Source organism: Flavobacterium sp., from assembly GCF_017744675.1.
Lineage (GTDB): Bacteria > Bacteroidota > Bacteroidia > Flavobacteriales > Flavobacteriaceae > Flavobacterium.
The window spans coordinates 280,630-299,557 of record NZ_JAGIAV010000003.1 but is presented as its reverse complement, the minus strand read 5'-3'; the positions used below and the strand labels follow the sequence as shown (position 1 = coordinate 299,557).

General features: G+C 36.2%; 8 protein-coding genes. All 8 read left to right on the top strand.

Annotated elements, in window-relative coordinates:
• Positions 1 to 74 precede the first annotated feature (74 nt).
• The gene (locus J7574_RS10010; RefSeq protein ID WP_290967583.1) at positions 75 to 2,243 is read left to right on the top strand and encodes an alpha-N-acetylglucosaminidase; all 2,169 of its coding nucleotides are present in this window, start codon (positions 75 to 77) and stop codon (positions 2,241 to 2,243) included.
• A 277-nt stretch (positions 2,244 to 2,520) separates the two neighbouring features.
• The gene (locus J7574_RS10005) at positions 2,521 to 5,532 is read left to right on the top strand and encodes a TonB-dependent receptor (RefSeq protein ID WP_290967582.1); all 3,012 of its coding nucleotides are present in this window, start codon (positions 2,521 to 2,523) and stop codon (positions 5,530 to 5,532) included.
• Positions 5,533 to 5,551: 19 nt separating this feature from the next.
• On the top strand, positions 5,552 to 7,165 hold the full coding sequence (locus J7574_RS10000; protein ID WP_290967580.1) for a RagB/SusD family nutrient uptake outer membrane protein: 1,614 nt from the start codon (positions 5,552 to 5,554) through the stop codon (positions 7,163 to 7,165).
• A 168-nt stretch (positions 7,166 to 7,333) separates the two neighbouring features.
• Positions 7,334 to 9,808 carry a GH92 family glycosyl hydrolase gene (locus J7574_RS09995; protein WP_290967578.1) on the top strand — a complete coding sequence of 825 codons (2,475 nt, stop codon included), beginning with the start codon at positions 7,334 to 7,336 and terminating at the stop codon, positions 9,806 to 9,808.
• 17 nt (positions 9,809 to 9,825) lie between these two features.
• Positions 9,826 to 12,099 (top strand): GH92 family glycosyl hydrolase, encoded by a 2,274-nt coding sequence (locus tag J7574_RS09990; protein WP_290967577.1) that lies wholly within the window; start codon positions 9,826 to 9,828, stop codon positions 12,097 to 12,099.
• A 15-nt stretch (positions 12,100 to 12,114) separates the two neighbouring features.
• Positions 12,115 to 12,675 (top strand): hypothetical protein, encoded by a 561-nt coding sequence (locus J7574_RS09985; protein ID WP_290967575.1) that lies wholly within the window; start codon positions 12,115 to 12,117, stop codon positions 12,673 to 12,675.
• Positions 12,676 to 12,747: 72 nt separating this feature from the next.
• Positions 12,748 to 14,583: a metallophosphoesterase gene (locus J7574_RS09980; protein ID WP_290967573.1), complete on the top strand. Its 1,836-nt coding sequence runs from the start codon at positions 12,748 to 12,750 to the stop codon at positions 14,581 to 14,583.
• A gap of 53 nt (positions 14,584 to 14,636) precedes the next feature.
• Positions 14,637 to 18,668, top strand: a complete 4,032-nt coding sequence (locus J7574_RS09975) for a two-component regulator propeller domain-containing protein (RefSeq protein ID WP_290967572.1) — start codon at positions 14,637 to 14,639, stop codon at positions 18,666 to 18,668.
• The last annotated feature ends 260 nt before the right edge of the window (positions 18,669 to 18,928 follow it).

Genomic DNA, 18,928 nt, shown 5'->3' with positions numbered 1-18,928 from the left:
TAATGTAACGATTTAATCTCCTTTGTTTTATCTGACCGAAATGATGAAGACAATTTAATAAATATATGATTTATATGAAAAGTGAGAATTTTAAAATTAAAAACGGCAGTTCATTAAAGTTAGCAGTAATGGCCTTTGTGCTGTTATTTTCTGGCTCTATAAAAGGATTTTGCCAAAACGAAGAAAAAGCAAAAAGTGCTTTCGGAGTTATTGAAAGGCTTGTTGGAAACCGATCGAGCGAATTTCAGCTAACTATTGCCGAAGACCAAAAAAGCAAATCTGACTGGTTTGAAATTGAAACAGAGAATAATCTAGTAAAGATAAAAGCTTCGAGTAATACCGCAATCTGTTATGCGGCCTATAATTTTTTAAGAGACATAGGAGCAGTTTTAGTGAGCTGGGAAGGAAACAGAATTGATCTTCCTAAAGCTTGGCCTAAATATTCTAAAAAAGGAGAGACACCTTTTCAGTATAGAGAATATCTCAATGCCTGTACCTTTGGCTACACTACTCCGTGGTGGGACTGGAAACGCTGGGAACAAGAAATAGACTGGATGGCGGTTCACGGAATAAATCTTCCCACTGCAATGGAAGGCCAAGAAGCGGTATGGCAGGAATTGTGGAAAGAGTATGGGCTAACCAGCGCACAATTGGAAGCCCATTTTACAGGACCGGCTTACTTGCCGTGGCAGCGTATGGGAAATATCAATAGTCTGGAAGGGCCTTTGCCGCAAGAATGGTTTGTTAAGAAAGAAGAACTTCAGAAGAAAATCTTAGAAAGAATGAAAGCACTTGACATGCACCCTGTTGTACCTGCTTTTAGCGGTTACGTGCCAAAGGCTTTCGCCGAAAAACATCCTGAAGCAAAAATTACAGAATTAAAATCATGGTCTGGAGGTGGTTTTGCAAGTACTTTTCTCCTAGATTCAAAAGATCCTTTGTTTAAAAAAATTGGAAAACGATTTATTGAAATTTATACCCAAAAGTATGGGAAATCTAATTTCTATTTGGCAGATTCTTTTAACGAGATCGAACCTCCAGTTTCTGAACATAATAAATATGAAGAACTTGCCAGCTACGGAAGTGCGATCTATGAAACCATTGATGAAGCAGCGCCTGGAGCAGTTTGGGTTATGCAAGGATGGCTTTTTGGAGATAATAAGGAGTTCTGGACAAAAGAAGCAACGAGCGCTTTTTTGAGTAAAGTTCCAAATGATAGATTAATGGTTCAAGATTATGCCAACGACAGATATAAGGTATGGGAAAATCAGGAAGCTTTTTATGGCAAACAATGGACTTACGGTTATGTGCATAATTATGGAGGTTCTAATCCTGTTTATGGAGATTTGAATTTTTATAAAGAAGAATTGGCAAGTTTGCTGAAAAATCCAAACAGAGGAAATATTGTAGGTTATGGAGCAATGCCTGAAGGATTGAACAATAATTCAATTGTTTACGAATATATATATGATCTTCCGTGGACGAAGGCAGAACAGCCTCTAAACGATTGGATGGTCAAATACTTAAATGCAAGATACGGACAGACTACACAAGCTGCTGTTCAGGCTTGGGAATTATTGCTGAAATCGGTTTACAATGTCAAATATTGGGAAACACGCTGGTGGAATGATTGGGCTGGAGCGTATTTGCTTTTCAAACGCCCAACAGTAAAAATTACAGAGTTTAAAGGTAATCCTGGAGACAAAGAAAAACTCAAAGAAGCTTTGGACATTTTAAGCAAAGAAGCCAAAAAATACAATAAAAAGAATCTTATTCAATACGATCTAATAGATGTTTCAAGACATTATTATTCGCTTTGTATTGATGAGGATCTTATGGCATGTGTAAAAGCCTATCAGCAGAAAGATATTGCAAAAGGAGACCAATTATTTAAAAAGATAGAAAAACAAGCTCTGCATATAGATGCTATAATGTCTGGACAGCCATTAAATAGTTTAGATCAATGGGTAAAGTCAGCTTCTGATTATGGAAGTTCACCAGAGGTTTCTTCATTATATAGAAAAAATGCCAAAACATTAATTACGCTTTGGGGCGGAGAAGGGCATCTGAATGACTATGCTTCAAGAGCATGGAAAGGAATGTACAAAGGATTTTACTGGCCAAGATGGAAGATGTTTTTGGAGGCTTTAAAAAAGGCATCTGTTAATAATACTTCTTTTGATGAAAATAAAGAAAGAGAATCAATTAAAAATTGGGAAACTAATTGGACAGAACATAAATAAAAAGAGTATTAGATAATAATTACTTCGTATATAAACATAATTTAACACCATATTTCTAACATAACCTAAAGCCGAACCATCTTTATGAAAAAGAAAAATTTCCGAAATCGATTTATTAGTCAGTTTTTCATTATATATTTCTATAAAAAAAACGTTGCCAAGCCTTATTATCATTGACTTTATAGAAATTATCCATGTTTATGAATAACTTGTCCATTTGTTAACATTTCTTTAGCACTAATTTCGTCCATACATTAACTAATTAACCAACATTACAATGGAAAAACTTAAACTTTTATTATTAGCCTTTTTCTTTGGCTTCTCAATTAATACCTGGGCACAGAAAACAGAAGTGTCTGGTGTGGTATTGGATGACAAAGGTATTCCTCTGCCAGCTGTTAATGTACTTGAGAAAGGTACAACTAATACTGTAACGTCAGATTTTGACGGAAAATTTAAAATTTCGGCTTCAAACAAAAATGCAACACTTGTATTTTCATTTATGGGATTTGAAGATCAAGCTGTAAAATTAGACGGAACGAAAACAAATTATTCGATTAAATTGCTGTCTACCACAACCAACTTAGAGCAGGTTGTTGTAGTAGGTTACGGTAAAGGATCTCGTAAAAACTTAACAACTGCAGTTTCATCTGTAAAGGCTGAAGATTTGAACAAAGGTGCAATCAGCGATGTGGGACAGCTTTTACAGGGTAAGGTTTCTGGTTTGAATATTTCATCAAGCGGAGATCCAACAAAAACGGCTTCTGTGGTTTTGCGTGGAGCTTCAACATTAAATAGTTCTCAAGGACCATTTTATGTAATTGATGGTATTCCTGGTGTTGATATCTCTGTGATTTCACCAGATGATATTGCTACTATTGACGTTTTGAAAGATGCTGCTGCAACGGCAATTTATGGTAACCGTGCTGCAAATGGTGTGATCATGGTAACAACCAAAAAAGGAAGCAAAGGCAGAACGCAAGTGGCGTACAATGGATATTTTGGTCTTGAGGAAGTTTCTAATAATCTGGACATGATGAATGCAGATCAGCTGAGAGATTTTACAACAAGAAACAACCTAAACTTTACTCCAGAAAATGATAAAGGGGCGCACACCAATTGGCAAAAAGAAATTTTAAGACCTAGCCGTGCAGTATCAAGCAGCCATAACCTGTCTATGAGCGGTGGTGGAGATCATGGAAGCTATACGGCAAGCATTACTTCTATTAATAAAGAAGGAGTTATGTTAAAAAGTGATTTCTCTCGTATTATTGCCCGTTTATCTGTTGAGCAATACGCTTTTGATGATAAAGTTAAATTTGGTTTGAATGTGACTAATTCTACTTCAAAATATCAAAATGTTCCGCAGCGTAATACAGTACTTTTACAAGCGGCAAGTTATCTTCCTGTTTCTCCAGTAAGAAATGCAGACGGAAGTTTATTTGAAAATTTTACAAGTCCAGGATATTTTAATCCAGTTGCATTAATCGAACATGGAACAGACGAAACTAAAACAGATAATCTTGTAGGTAACCTTACTGCAGAAGTAAAACTGCCTTTCGGATTTACGTATAATTTAAATTTAGCGCATCAGAGATTAACGGCATCTCACGGAGAATTTTATGACAGTTATTATTCTCAATACAACAGCGCCAACTTTTACAACAACCCAGATCCACCTTTAACAAAAACATTGGTTAATTTTGGTGTAAATGGTTCTGCATTGAGAAATGCTTACGAAACAAGAAATAATATTATTGAAAGTTACTTAACGTGGGATAAAACATTAGGCGATCATAAAATAAAAGCGGTTTTGGGTTACTCATGGCAGGAAAATACTTTGGGAGACGGTTTTCAAGCTACCACTACAAACTTTCCTGTAGACAATGTTGGATACAACAACTTAGCTTTAAGCAATTATACTTCGGTTAATGGTTATGTAGTAAATTTTGGAGATAGCAAAGCGTATCAGCAAACACGTTTAATCTCTTATTTTGGACGTTTAAACTATAATTATAAAGACAAATACCTTTTGCAAGGATCACTTAGAAAAGACGGAGGCTCTATGTTTGGGGCGAACAACCAATGGGGTTATTTTCCATCTGTAGGAGGTGCATGGAGAATAGATAAAGAAGGTTTTATGAAGAACCAGAATGTATTTAGCGATTTAAAGTTACGCGCAAGCTGGGGGGTAACAGGAAATTCTTCAGGATTTAATGCTTACACGTCTCAATTTATATCTGGAAGTTTAGGAACTTTTTATTACAACGGACAGCAGATTGGTGCTTACGGACCTAACCAGGCGGCAAATCCTGATTTGAAATGGGAAAAAACAGCAACAGCAAATATTGGTCTTGATTTCTCTATCGCAAAAGGAAAAGTAACAGGTTCGGTTGACGTTTACGACAAGAAAACAACAGATATGATCTTCAACTATAATGTTGATCCGATGTTGGTGCCAGTAGGAACAATTGTAGCAAATGGAGGAACGATGTCTAATAAAGGTATCGAGCTTAGTTTAAGCGCAACGCCAGTTAAAACAGCAAATTTCAGCTGGAATACCAGCCTGAATTTGGCTCATAACAAAAATGAGATCGTTAAATTAACTAGTCCGTTTTTTGTTGGGGGAGATTCTATCCGTCGTGTACAGCCAGATGGAGGCGGACAGACAGGAAGTACTTTACAGATTTTTAAGGAAGGAAAACCTCTTGGACAATTCTTTACTTTACAATATGCCGGAAAAAATGCTGCTGGGGTTTCTCAGTATTACGACAAAAATGGCAATTTGACTACTACACCGCAAATTGGAGTAGATTACCATTATGCAGGAAGCGCGCAACCAAAATTATTAATGGGATGGGCAAATAACTTTCAATACAAAAAATTCGATTTAAGTATTTTCTTTAGAGGAGTTTTCGGTAATAAAATTTTCAACGCAACACGTGCCGATTTGTTTAGACCAAGTACGGCAATGACCACTAATATTTTGGTTGATGCAGGAAATGAATCTCCAAATGACTTAAACTCTTTTAAATATTCAGATCGTTTTATTGAAGACGGCAGCTATATAAGATTGGACAACATGACATTAGGATATAATTTTGGTAAAGTAGGCAGATACATAAGCAGTCTTCGCCTGTATCACACCGTAAACAACGTATTTGTGATAACTAAATACACCGGAATTGATCCCGAGGTAGAGCAAGGAGGAACAGCTCCTGGAGTAGATTCAAATAACTTCTATCCAAAAACAAGAACATACTTGTTCGGTTTAAATGTGATCTTCTAAAAATTAAATGCTAAAAATTATGAAAAAGATATTAAAATATTTAGGACTCCCAGTACTTATGGCTGGTTTAGTATGGTCTTGCAGTGACCTTGATGTGCCTATTACAACACAATTGACACCTGAAGTGTTTCCTCAAAACTCACAACAGTACATTCAGGCTACAGGTCCGGTTTATGTAGCTTTTAGAGGAGAATTTTCTTTTGCTTGGTGGTGGGCGCAATCTTTAAGTACAGATGAATCTATTTTGCCTGCAAGAGGAGGAAACTGGTTCGACAACAGAAATTACATTGCCATGCATTACCATGACTGGAATGCCGACAATGGGATTATTGGAAGCCTTTGGGATTGGACGTCTAAAGTGATTGGAACATGCAATCAGACGATTTCAATCTTAAGACAGACAATGCCTGAAGGAACAGAGAAAAAGACTTTGATTTCAGAGATCAAAACGATGCGTGCTATTTCCTATTTTATGTTAATGGACAGTTATGGAGATGTGCCGTTGGATACTTTATATGGAGATTTTACTGCTCGTGCTAAAGCGCCAAGAAAAGAAGTTTTTAATTTTATTGAAAAAGAATTAAAAAGTGCCGTTCCTAATTTAAATCCTGCATCAGGAATTACTACTTATGGTAGACCAAACAAACAGACTGCCAATGCGATGCTAGCCAAATTATATCTTAATGCTGAGGTATATTCAGGAACACAGCGTTATACAGATTGTATTGCAGCTTGTGATCAGGTAATTAATTCTGGATTGTATTCTGTTGAGCCAAGAGCTACTTACTTGCAGATGTTTTATCCTACCAACGGTCCGCAAATAAAAGAGTTCATCTTTGCTGTTCCTTACGATCCAGCAGCGGTTACAGTGGGTTACAACGGACAAATGTATCATGCACGTTATGATGTGCCGCGTTCTGAAAGAGCTAAATTCGGTCTTCCTTTTACACCAAGTGCGCCTAGAAGTACGCTGCCTGAATTTTATGCCTTATTTAATGATCCGAACGATATTCGTAACAAACAATGGTTAACAGGTCTTCAATATATGAATGATGGCGTTACTCCAGTTTTGGTTACGACAACTAAAAAAGGATACGATCAATTTTACACAGGAGCTGATGGAGGTGCATCGTATACGTATCAGGTAAATTTAACACCAGATATTATACCTCGTCAAAGTGTAGCTTTATTTGATCTTGGAAATGACGAAATCGCTTGGAACATGGGATATAGAAATATTAAATTCTATCCAGATGCCACTTCAACAAATCGTAACCAAAAGAATGATGTTCCTTTCTTACGCTACTCAGATGTACTGTTAATGAAAGCAGAATCAATCCTTCGCGGAGGCGCTTCGACTCTAGGACAAAGTGCAGATGCCTTGGTAAACATGGTTCGTTCTAATCGTACAACATCTGCTCCTTTAAGCGGAGTGACTTTAGATGATCTTTACAAAGAAAGAAGCCGTGAGTTTGCTTGGGAAGCATGGCATAGAAACGATATGATCCGTTTCGGGAAATATGAAGGATCATGGGGCTATAAAACTAATACAGATGTTTATCGCCGAGTATTCCCGATTCCAACCAATGCAATGGTTTTAAATCCAGCTTTGATTCAGAATGATGGATATTAAAAATGAGAATTTAGAAAGGTACGCATTGTAACCCAATATAATTTTGAAAAGGAGAAGAGCGTAAAAAATCTTCTCCTTTTTACTAAAAGAAAACTGTTTTTTTTTGTTGCTCAAGATAAACAGTTCAGTTTCAGTTTCGTTTTTAGAATGCACACAAAGCTTAATCCAATGCAGTTCCTGAAGATTATTGAAGAAAGATTAAGCTTTGTAACATTCTTTTTAAGTTTTAAAATATTCAGTTTGTATCAATTGAATATTGTTGGTTTTGAAATTAACCGTTATAAAAATCAGTATCAGCCCAATTTTGTCCCATCAATACAAACAGCATACATGGAACTAAATAAAATCTATAAAATAGGACAGATTGCCATAAGTTTGACTCTAGTTTTTTTATTGTCATGCAACGCTCAGAAAACCATTTCTTTACAAAATAAACAAGTATCAGATAAGGTTTATCCGTTGTTGGACACCGAAAATTCAAGATGGTTTTACTTTTCATCAGCAAGCCGCCCTTTTGGTATGGTTAATTTAAGTCCCGACACAGAGATTAAAGGCGATTGGGGAGGCGGTTATAAATATACCACAGATACAGTTAAGGGTTTTAGCCACATTCACGAATGGCAGCTGTCTGGAGTATCGGTAATGCCCGTTACAATTTCTGAGAAGAATAAATCAACCGTTTTTAAAGATTTTTATTCCAAATTCAGTCATAAGACCGAAATTATAACACCAGGATACCATTCGTTGAAATTAGATAGATATCAAATAACAGCAGAATTGACCAGCACGCCAAGAGTTGGATTTCATCAATACACTTTTCCAAAAGGAACGCAAAAAGCCATTCTTTTTAATCTCAATACCATTTTAGGCCCTTGTGAAAATACCAATGGCATATTAGAAAAAAATAATGATTATGAACTTTCTGGTTCATTAGTTTTGAGCACTAATTTCAGACGTCCAAAACCTTTGACCGTATTTTTTAAAGTTAAAACAAATCAGCCAATTGCTTCTGTAGAAAGAGATCCTGCAACGGGAAATTATTTAATCCATTTTAGCGGAGCGAAAGAACAAATACTGATGAAAGTTGGCATTTCGTATACCTCAGTAGAAAACGCCGCGATCAATATCGAAACAGAATTGCCTCATTGGAATTTTAGCCAAACAGTAGCCGATTCTAGAAAAGAATGGAGCGCTTTATTAGGAAGAATAAAAATAGAAGGAGGCACAGAAACCGATCAGAGAAGATTTTACACCGATCTATGGCATGCACTTCAAGGAAGAAAAATGATCAGCGACGCAAATGGAGCCTATCCCGATAATACAGGAAACCAATTCAGAGTCGGGCATTTGCCTTTGAATGCTGATGGAAAACCCAAATTCAACCATTACAATTCTGATGCCTTTTGGGGAGCACAATGGACAATCAACACGCTTTGGGGATTGGTTTATCCTGAAATTATGGAAGAATTCGTGTATTCGCTAATGCAGTATTACAAAGACGGAGGTATTATTCCGCGTGGCCCTGCTGGCGGAAATGATACGTATGTAATGACAGGAGCTTCGACAACTCCTTTTATTGTAAGTGTCATTCAAAAGGGAATTGTAAAAGAAAACCTGGAAGAGATTTACACAGCGCTTAAAAAAAATCACATGCCTGGCGGTATTATGGAAAAAGCGGGGTATGAACACAATACCAATATTGGAGGCGGCCTAAAATATTATTTACAGAATGGATATGTGCCGTATCCGCTTCCCGATGGCAATTTTGGAAGCCATGAAGACGGAGCGAGCCAGACTTTAGAATATGCCTATCAAGATTGGACTTTGGCACAGTTGGCTAAAAAACTTAACCATGAAGACGATTATCAATATTTCATGAAAAGGTCTCAGAACTATAAGAATCTATTTGATTCAGCTATTGGCTGGATGCGCCCTAAAAATGCAGAAGGGAAATGGCGTGAAAATTACGATCCGTATCAGTATGAAAACGGATTTATTGAATCCAACGGTGCACAGTCAACTTGGTTTGTTCCGCATGATATGGAAGGTTTAGCCAATTTAATGGGAGGAAAAGCAAAAGCAGCAGAAAAATTGAATCTCCAGTTTGAAACCGCTCAAAAGCTAAAGTATACCTCAGGCACCTCGCATGATGCCGAATTGCACCCAGAATTCAGTAGAATTCCTGTAAATTTCGGAAATCAGCCTTCTATGCAGACGTCTAATATCTTTACCCTTTTAGGAAGACCCGATTTAACGCAGTTTTGGACTAGAAATGTAGTCAAAACCACTTTCAGCGGATTATCTCCCGCAACAGGTTACAACGGCGACGAAGATCAGGGTTTGATGGGAAGCCTAAATGTTTTGCTTAAACTAGGTTTATTTCAAATGAATGGAGGAACTGATAAAGAAGCGGTTTACCAAATAGGAAGTCCAATTTTTAATAAAATTACAATAGATTTGAATCCGAGATATTATTCAGGAAAAACTTTTGAGATTAAAGCTGAAAATAACAGCCCAGAAAAAGTGTATATAAAAGACATCAAATACAATAACAAAGCGGTAAAAGATTTTACGCTTACGCATGAGGAAATTACAAAGGGCGGTGAGCTAATCTTAGGAATGTCAGATCAGCCAAAGTCTTAATAAAGAAATAACAAAGAATGAAAAATACAAAGTTTCTCCTTTTTTTCGCGGCAAGTTTTTTTCTTGCCTTCAATTGCAATGGCCAGCAGAGTGTACACCAATATGTAGATCCAATGATTGGGTCAGAAGGTGTGGGCAGGGTTTTTATTGGTCCATCTTGCCCGTACGGAATGGTAAAACCAAGTCCCGACTGTACTTCGAGTCCAAACAGCGGTTGGCTTCCAATGCCTAAAGAAGTAACTGGATTCAGTCAGGTGCATGTAAGCGGAACAGGTGGCGGACCAAAATACGGAAACATCCTGATTATGCCTTTTTCGGGTACTTTAAATAAGATGGATCAGATTTCTTTCAGAGCTGAAGAAAATGTAAAATTGGGCTATTACGAAACTGTTTTCAAGGAAAATAACATTAAAACTGAAATTACAACTGGAGAGAAAGTTTCATTTTATAGAATTACCTATCCAGAAAATAGTTCTAAAGAATTAAAAATAGACCCAGGATTTTTTCTGGGAGAAGAAAAAATTCCAGATGCTAGAGAAGCTCAGCAGTTTGTGGGCTCTCAAATCGAGATCGTTTCAGACACAGAAATTAGAGGATACAGCAGAATTAGAGGCGGATGGAACAACGGAAGAGCGTATACGGTATATTTCTGTGCTGTTTTCGATCAGCCGATATCAAAATATGTAACTTTCAAAGACGGAAAATTTTTCAATAATCAAAAAGCTCAGTTTGATTCAGGAAAGAAAACAGCAGCGCTTCTTTCTTTTGGAAATGCAGGAAAAGAAGAACTGAATGTTAAAATCGGAATCTCTTTTTTAAGCGAATTAAAAGCTAAAAACAATATAGAGGCAGAAATCCCACACTGGAACTTTAATGAGGTTTTAAAGACTTTAGAAAACAAGTGGGAGAATTTACTAAGCCGTATACAGCTTTCAAAAGACACTTCAGACGAATATAAAAAAATGTTTTATACCGGTTTATATCACACCATGATTATGCCTGTAGACAGAACTGGTGAGAATCCATTATGGACCAATGACGAGCCGTATTACGATGATTTTTACACCATTTGGGATACCTTTAGAACATCAAGTCCTCTAATCACTTTAATTGACAGCAAACGAAAAGTGGATATCATAAATGCCATGCTGAATATTTATAAACGCGAAGGATATTTGCCCGAAGGCAGAAGCGGTAACGATAACGGAAGAACTCAAGGAGGATCAAATGCTGAGGTGGTTATTGCCGATGCTTTTGTAAAGAACTTAAAAGGAATTGATTACGAGTTGGCGCTTCAAGCAATGCTAAAAGACGCTACAGTTCCGCCTGGAGGAAATGAAGAAAAAGAAGGAAGAGGCGGACTTATCGATTACCTAAAATTAGGATATGTTCCTTATGGCACAGACCGTGCAGGAAACCGAACAATTGACTATTCGTACAACGATTATAATATTGCCACGGTAGCCAAAGGTTTAGGCAAAACCGAACTTTATAATCAATACATGAAACAGGCAGAAAGCTGGCAGAATTTATGGCGTCCTGATTATGAAAATAATGGTGCAAAAGGATTTATCATGCCAAAAGACAAAGACGGAAACTGGCTGGACGATGTAGTTTTTGGAGAATCTAAAATCCAGAAACCGACTTTTAAATATACGCCTGTTATTATCGAATCGCCTTGGTATGTTTGCCATTGGTGCGTGTTTTTCTACGAAGGAACTTCTTGGGAATATTCATTCAGCATTCCGCATGACGTTCCAGAATTGATCAAGAAATCAGGAGGAGAAAAAGCATTTGAAAACCGTTTGGATATTTTCTTCGATCAGAATTTGTATAATGTGGCCAATGAACCTTCATTTTTAACGCCTTGCCTGTACCACTGGATCGGGAAACCTTATTTGAGCAGCGACAGAATTAGAACCATTATAAAGAGTAATTTTAATACTTCGAGAGAAGGTTTGCCTGGAAATGACGACTCTGGCGCGATGTCTTCATGGTTGGCTTTTCATATGATGGGATTGTATCCAAATGCAGGACAACCGTATTATCTGATTAATACGCCTTTAATTAAGGAAACAGTAATCCAGTTGGAAAATGGAAAAAAGTTTACCATTTCAGCTAAAAAAATGACGGATAAAAACAGATATATAAAAAGCGCATTGTTAAATGGAAAACCATACAGCAAAGCTTGGATTACGCATGATGATATTAATAACGGAGGCGAATTGGTTTTAGAAATGGATTCAAAACCTTCAGCTTGGGGAACGACAATTTTACCTCCAACGAAATAAAAAAGGATAAACAGGATGAAAAATATATTTTTAATGCTTCTTTTCTGCATCGTTTATCAGAAAGGAATTGCACAGCAGTACATTCCGACAATAAAAAATAACACTCAGCTGCATTATGTCTGCAAGCTTCACGGACAAACCAGAAGTCTTCAGCTCACTGCCGAAACAGCGGCTAATAAACTGGCTTTTAAATTGGAAACCAGAGGCGTGAAAAGTAAAATCGTGATGCTTCCAGAAGCCGTACAGAATGGAACCGAATTAAGTTTTAATCAAGGAGAATATGCGCCTGTTTTAAATTTAAAACCAACAGAAACTTTTTTCATGATTTCTAGATCAGCTTATCAGAACTTGATAAAAAAAGGCTCTTTCGTTTATAATAATACGACCTATGTTTTGGATGAAAAAAATACTGAAAGTGTTCAAATTGACGGAAAAACAATAGACGCTCTGCATGTAAAAGCGCAGATCGACGAAACCGAAATGTGGATTGTAAAAAATCCAGATTTTCCACTCATCTGTAAAGTCACCAATAATCCGTTAGGAATCAACCCAACGTTGGTAAAGGTCGTGGATTAATAAAATGTTTTATAAAGCAGACCTGACAGGATTTTAACCCGTCAGGTCTTAGCTATAATAATAAACCATAAAATGGCATTCAAAAATATCTTTTGCTTATTGATTTTTGCTGTTCTGATTTCCTGTAAAACAGAACAGCATTTGCATGACCAAAAAACAAAGATTGCTTTTATAGCCGATGCGCATTTGCAGGATATTTTTGCCAAATTTGAAGATAACGATTACCAAGGCATTCAAAACCCTGAAACGGGCGAATATGCTAATATCAGAACCATGAATGCCCAGCTGCATTCTACCCGAATTTTTAATGAAAATTACTTCGCTTTTTTAGAAGCTTTAAATGATATTGTAAAAAGAGGCATAAAGCAGGTGGTCCTTCCTGGTGACTTCAGCGATGACGGACAACCTGTACATGTCCGTGGATTGCGAAAAATTCTCGATCAATATTCCCACAAATATGGTATTTCATTCTATGTAACCACAGGAAATCATGATGTTGTGCGACCTTTTGCACAAGATGCTGTTAAGACTGATTTTTTAGGAAAAGACGGAAAAGAACAGATTATAAGCAGTTCTGAAAATATTTTGAAAAAAAGTAAAAGCGAACTTGTTCCCATCATAACCGCCGATATCAAAAATTGGGGCTACAAAGAAACGATTCATGAAATGCGAGATTTTGGTTTTTTTCCAAAAAAGACTGATTTGTACTGGGAAACGCCATTTTCAAAATACACTTACTCACAATATAATTTTGAAGAAGCTGAAAAAGAGTCGCCTTTAGAAAAAAGGACTTATGCAGTTAAAAACACCAATTTGTTTCTGCCAGATGCAAGTTATTTGGTTGAACCAGTGAAAGGAATCTGGCTTTTAGCAATCGATGCCAATGCCTATGTTCCAAATGAGAAATTATCAGGAAAAGCAGACGATCCGCATGATTTTTCGGGAGCCAATACAGGTTACAATAACGTTCTGATTTATAAAAGCCATTTGCTAAACTGGGTAAAAAAAGTCGCTGCAGAAGCCAAAGAGAAAGGAAAAATTCTGATCGCTTTCAGCCATTACCCAATGGTAGAATTTAATGACAATGCTTCTCCCGAATTAAAGCAGCTTTTTGGTGCCGATAAAATGCAATTGCAGCGTGTTCCAGATGAAGAAGTGGCGCAACAGTTTGCAGATGCTGGAATTAAGGTTCATTTTGGCGGACACATGCACATCAACAATACAGGCGTTCGAACAACGGCAAAAGGAAATACGCTTTTCAATATTCAAACTCCATCGCTTGCCGCTTACATGCCCGCTTATAAAATATTGACGATTCATTCTGGTTCAGAACTGGAAGTGGAAACTATTGTCGTGGGAAAAGTCAATAAATACAATAGCTTGTTTCCTTTTTACGAAGAAGAATATGCTCATTTAAAAGAAATCAAAAGCAATGCAATTTGGAACAAAGAAATTTTAAAGGCAAATGATTATAAAGATTTTACAACTTGGCATTTGAAAGAATTGGTAAGATTACGCTTTTTGCCAGAAGATTTTCCAGTCGAATTTTTAAAGTCAATTGTAAATCTTTCAGGAAGAGATTTGTTAGAAAAGAATAAAAATAGCTATGACCTCGATAAAGAGCTGAAAGAAAACTTATTAACTTTTTCTGATTTTGAATCATGGAACGGATTCGATATGATTTTCGATTTTTACCGTTTAAAAAATGCTGGAGAACTGGCTGCTCCAGAGATTGGAACCAAGAAATTAAAGCAATATGAGCTGATCTGCAAACAATTGAAAAAATCAGATAATCCACAACTGGTTTTATGGTCAGAGATATTCTATAAAACCATGAATGGCGAGCCTTCCAATCATTTTAAAATTGATTTAAAAAATAATAGAATTGATAATTTATCTGTTAAATAATTTTGATATTTATTAGATCAAAAAAGACTAAATTGCATTTATAATTTATTTTCATGAGACTCAAATTCCTAATATTATTCTTGTTTTCTGTTGCTTTTTATCATTCTTATTCACAGAATATAAAATTTGCGCATTATAACGACAATAATGGGCTGTCGCACAATTCGGTACGCCATATTGTACAGGATAAGAAAGGTTTTATGTGGTTTGGAACTTTCTCTGGATTAAACCGTTTTGACGGCTATCAGTTTAAAAACTACATGAGTTCTGCTCCTGGAAAAAATAAATTGTACAATGATGATATTACAGCTTTAGAATTAGATGAAGCTTCCAATAATTTATGGATAGGCACCCGAAAGGGATTGACGCTTTTCAAAATGGATACCCATGTGTTTACCACTTTTTTTCATAAAAAGAACGATCCAAACAGCCTTCCTGATGACGAAGTGAGATCGGTTTATGCAGATAAATTCAATCGAGTTTGGGTTGGTACCAAGAACAAAGGAGTTTATCTATTTTCTTTGCAAGAAAAGCGATTTGAAAAAATCCAGCTTAAAGGTTTTGATTACGTCAAAGATATTTTTGAAGACAAAAAAGGCAATGTTTGGATTGGAAGTTATGAAAAATCGGGCGTTGCGAAAATTACAATGGATGCAAAAGGAGCGATAGTTAGAATTATCACGTATACACTTTCTGTACCCAATTCAAATATCAAAAACCCGTATCTTAATTTTATTTATGAAGATGCCAAGTCGGATATTTTCATCGGAACAAGAGAAGGATTATATAAATTGGACAAAGCCAAAAATCAGTTTGTCGATCTATACATCGACAACAAACAGATTAGAGGTGCTTTAGGGCCTTATTTTTTATCTGTTGCAAGAGCTCCTGATGGTAAATATTGGGTAGGAACTCTGGGCGGATTATTAGTTTGCAATGAGCTGGAAGATATTCAGAAAGGAAATTACAAATGGTATTATTCCATTTTGTCTGATGATAGTTCGCTGGTTGATAATTTAATAGCCTCACTTTATTTTGATAAATCTGGCGTATTATGGATTGGAACCGAAGACGGTTTAGACAAGTATGATCCTTATGAAAACCAGTTTACATTAAACAAAGACATTTCGCGTTCTATTGGCAATCAAGCACCTAGAATTAGAGGTTTTGCTAAAACATACGATGAAAAAGTAATTGTAGCGACTTATCATAACGGACTTTTTATTTCGAATACAAAAGGTTCAGTTCCTTTGCACAACACAGGAAAAGATATTGCCAGCATTTATTCAGATGACGGAAAGATTTTTTACTGCGGTCTTTGGGATGGAAATATTTTGGTGTACAACTATCTTACAAATTCTTCTCGAGAAATAAAGACAGGGTTTGAAAAATCGCCTGTTTTTGCTTTTTCTAAAATTGATAATGAGTCCATGATTGTAGGTTCGTTTGGAGAAGGAGCTGTAATTTTGAATACTAAAACCCTGCAATTTCAGACTTCAAGCAAGCTTTTGCCAAACTTTCAGATCAATGCCATTGACAGAGACGCCAAAAATAATATCTGGTTTGCCACAGAAACGGGAGTGGTAAAATACAACATCAATTCAGGAAAGATAGAAACCTATTCGTCACTTTTTATCAAAGAAAAAGGTGTTCCTCATGATGAAAATGTGAGTGATGTTTTAGTGGATGTCAAAGGTAAAATTTGGGCTTCAACACGCTCTGGACTTTGCTTATACAATCCGAAAAAGAATGAATTTGAACCTGTAAAAAAACTTAAGGAGCTTTCAGGAAAATGGATTACGGATATTCTCTCCGATGCAAAGGGAAATCTGTGGCTTAATATCAATAACAACAACATTGCTTTTGTTAAAGCCAATTTAAATGATGTCAGCATTTACCACGTAAACAGCGGTAACAGATTAGATGTTTTTAGCTCAAGCGGTTTCTTTTATTTTAATAATTCGAATATTTTTCTAGGAGGCAAAAACGGAGTAATTTCTTTTTCGCCGCCGGCAATGAAACGAAACAAATGGTCGCCAACGCCTGTTATTTCTGAATTTAAGATTCAGAATGAAGAAGTTTTTCCAGAAATGGAAATCAATGGCGAAATCCCGCTTTCAAAAGACCTGAACTATGGCAAAGAAATAGAGCTTACGCATAAAAACCGTAATTTTTCGATTCAGTTTTCGACTCCTTCATTCGCAAATGAAAAATTGAACAGATTTCAATACATGCTAGAAGGTTTTGATAAACATTGGATTACAGCCAACAGCACTTCGAGAATTGTGCAGTACACGAACTTGTATCCAGGAAATTATACTTTTAAAATACGATCAAGCAACAGTGACGGATATTGGAGTAAAACGGTTTCTTATAAAATAAAAATCCTGCCTCCATTCTGGCTTACGCCGACTTCATTTTTAATGTTTTTGGCAATTTTGTTTGGGGTTTTCTATTTTATCAGAAGAGAAATTAAAAACCGAATCCGCTTGAAACAAGAACTGCTTACCGAAAAAGTAAACAGAGAACACGACATTAAACTGAACAACGAAAAACTGCGTTTCTTTACCAATATTTCGCATGAATTAAGAACGCCTTTGACCTTGATTTTAGGACCTGCAAAACAGCTTTTGGAGGAAAATAGCAACGCAACTGATTATGAGAAAAGCCGATACAATCTCATTTATCAGAATGCGAGCCGACTGTTGAATCTGGTAAATCAGGTTTTAGATTTTAGAAAAGCACAATCGGGTGAATTAAAGCTCAAAGTGACACAGACTGATATCCTTTCTTATTCGAGAAATATTTTCGATTCGTTTAAGGAAATGGCTTTTGACAAAAAAATTAAGCTCAATTTTATCACAAAAGAGCAAGAGATAAACGGATGGCTAGACAATGATAAATACGATAAGATACTGTACAATCTTTTATCAAATGCCTTGAAGTTTACCAATAAAAACGGTAATGTAGATTTGTTTGTCGGACTTAAAGATACGGTTGAAGAAATTTTAGTGATTGAAGTAACCGATGACGGAATCGGGATTCCGTTAAAAAGTCAGAATAAAATCTTTAAACGTTTTTATCAGGTAGCAAACAGTCACGCAAACAACACAGGATCGGGAATTGGTTTGTCGCTGGTAAAATCTCTGGTGTCTCTTCACAAAGGTGTTATTTCTGTGGAAAGCACACCAGGAAAAGGAAGTACATTTAGGGCTGAAATTCCGATAGACCGCGACTCTTATGAAAGTAAAGAAGTGTTTGAATATGCGATTAAAAATGACAATTTAAGCATGCTTATTCCCGAAAAAGCGGCTAAGAAAATTATTCAAAATACAGATTTAAAAGAAAAAATAGTAGTGATTGAAGACAATAGCGAACTCAGAAAATATCTGGTAGATTATTTGTCAGATTATTACAAGGTTTACGAAGCAGAAAACGGACAGGAAGGTTTGAAAATCTGCCGTCAGATTAAGCCAATCTTATGTGTGACAGATGTAATGATGCCTGTTATGGATGGATTGGAATTCTGCCGTGAACTTAAAAATGATGAATTCATTAGCCATATTCCAGTTATAATGCTGACTGCACTTTCTGAAAATATGGATAAAGTGAAAGGTTACGATACTGGAGCAGATGGATATTTGGTGAAACCTTTTGAACCATTATTGCTTAAAACAGTTATTGAGAATATGATTAAATCAAGATTAGAGCTCAAACAGAAATTCTCTGGAGAGGTAGAAAGCAAAGTAAGCATGCTGACGCACTCGCCAATAGATGAGGAATTTATGGAAAAAGTGACTAATCTAATCAATGATAATTTGAGTGAAGTCGATCTGTCTACCGATTTCTTATGCGATAAATTGGGAGTAAGTTCCTCAAAACTCTACAGAAAAATTAAAGAGCTTACGGATTTGGCGCCAAACGAATTCATTAGAACAATCCGTTTGAAAAAATCGGCAGAACTGCTTAAGACCAAAAAATATAATGTTTCTGAAGTGACTAATCTTGTTGGTTTCAATGATCCATTATATTTCAGCCGATGCTTTAAAAAACAGTTTGGTTTTCCGCCTAGCAAACTGATATAATTATGTTTTTTCTGCCACGAATTCACGAATTTTTTTTGCTCATTAGATCGGATTTTTTTCTTCTAAATTGCACGAATTTCCATTAATTTATAATTGTAAAGCCTTTGTCAAAGTTTTAAACTTTGACAAAGGTCTTACACACCGTTTTGCCATTTGAGCGAAAGAGAAATCTAAAGTAAAATTCGACCAAGATGAGAAAACATAGCCCAAGGTTTCAACCTTGGGTACATAATGTATTTCCACTATTTTTTAGCCACGAA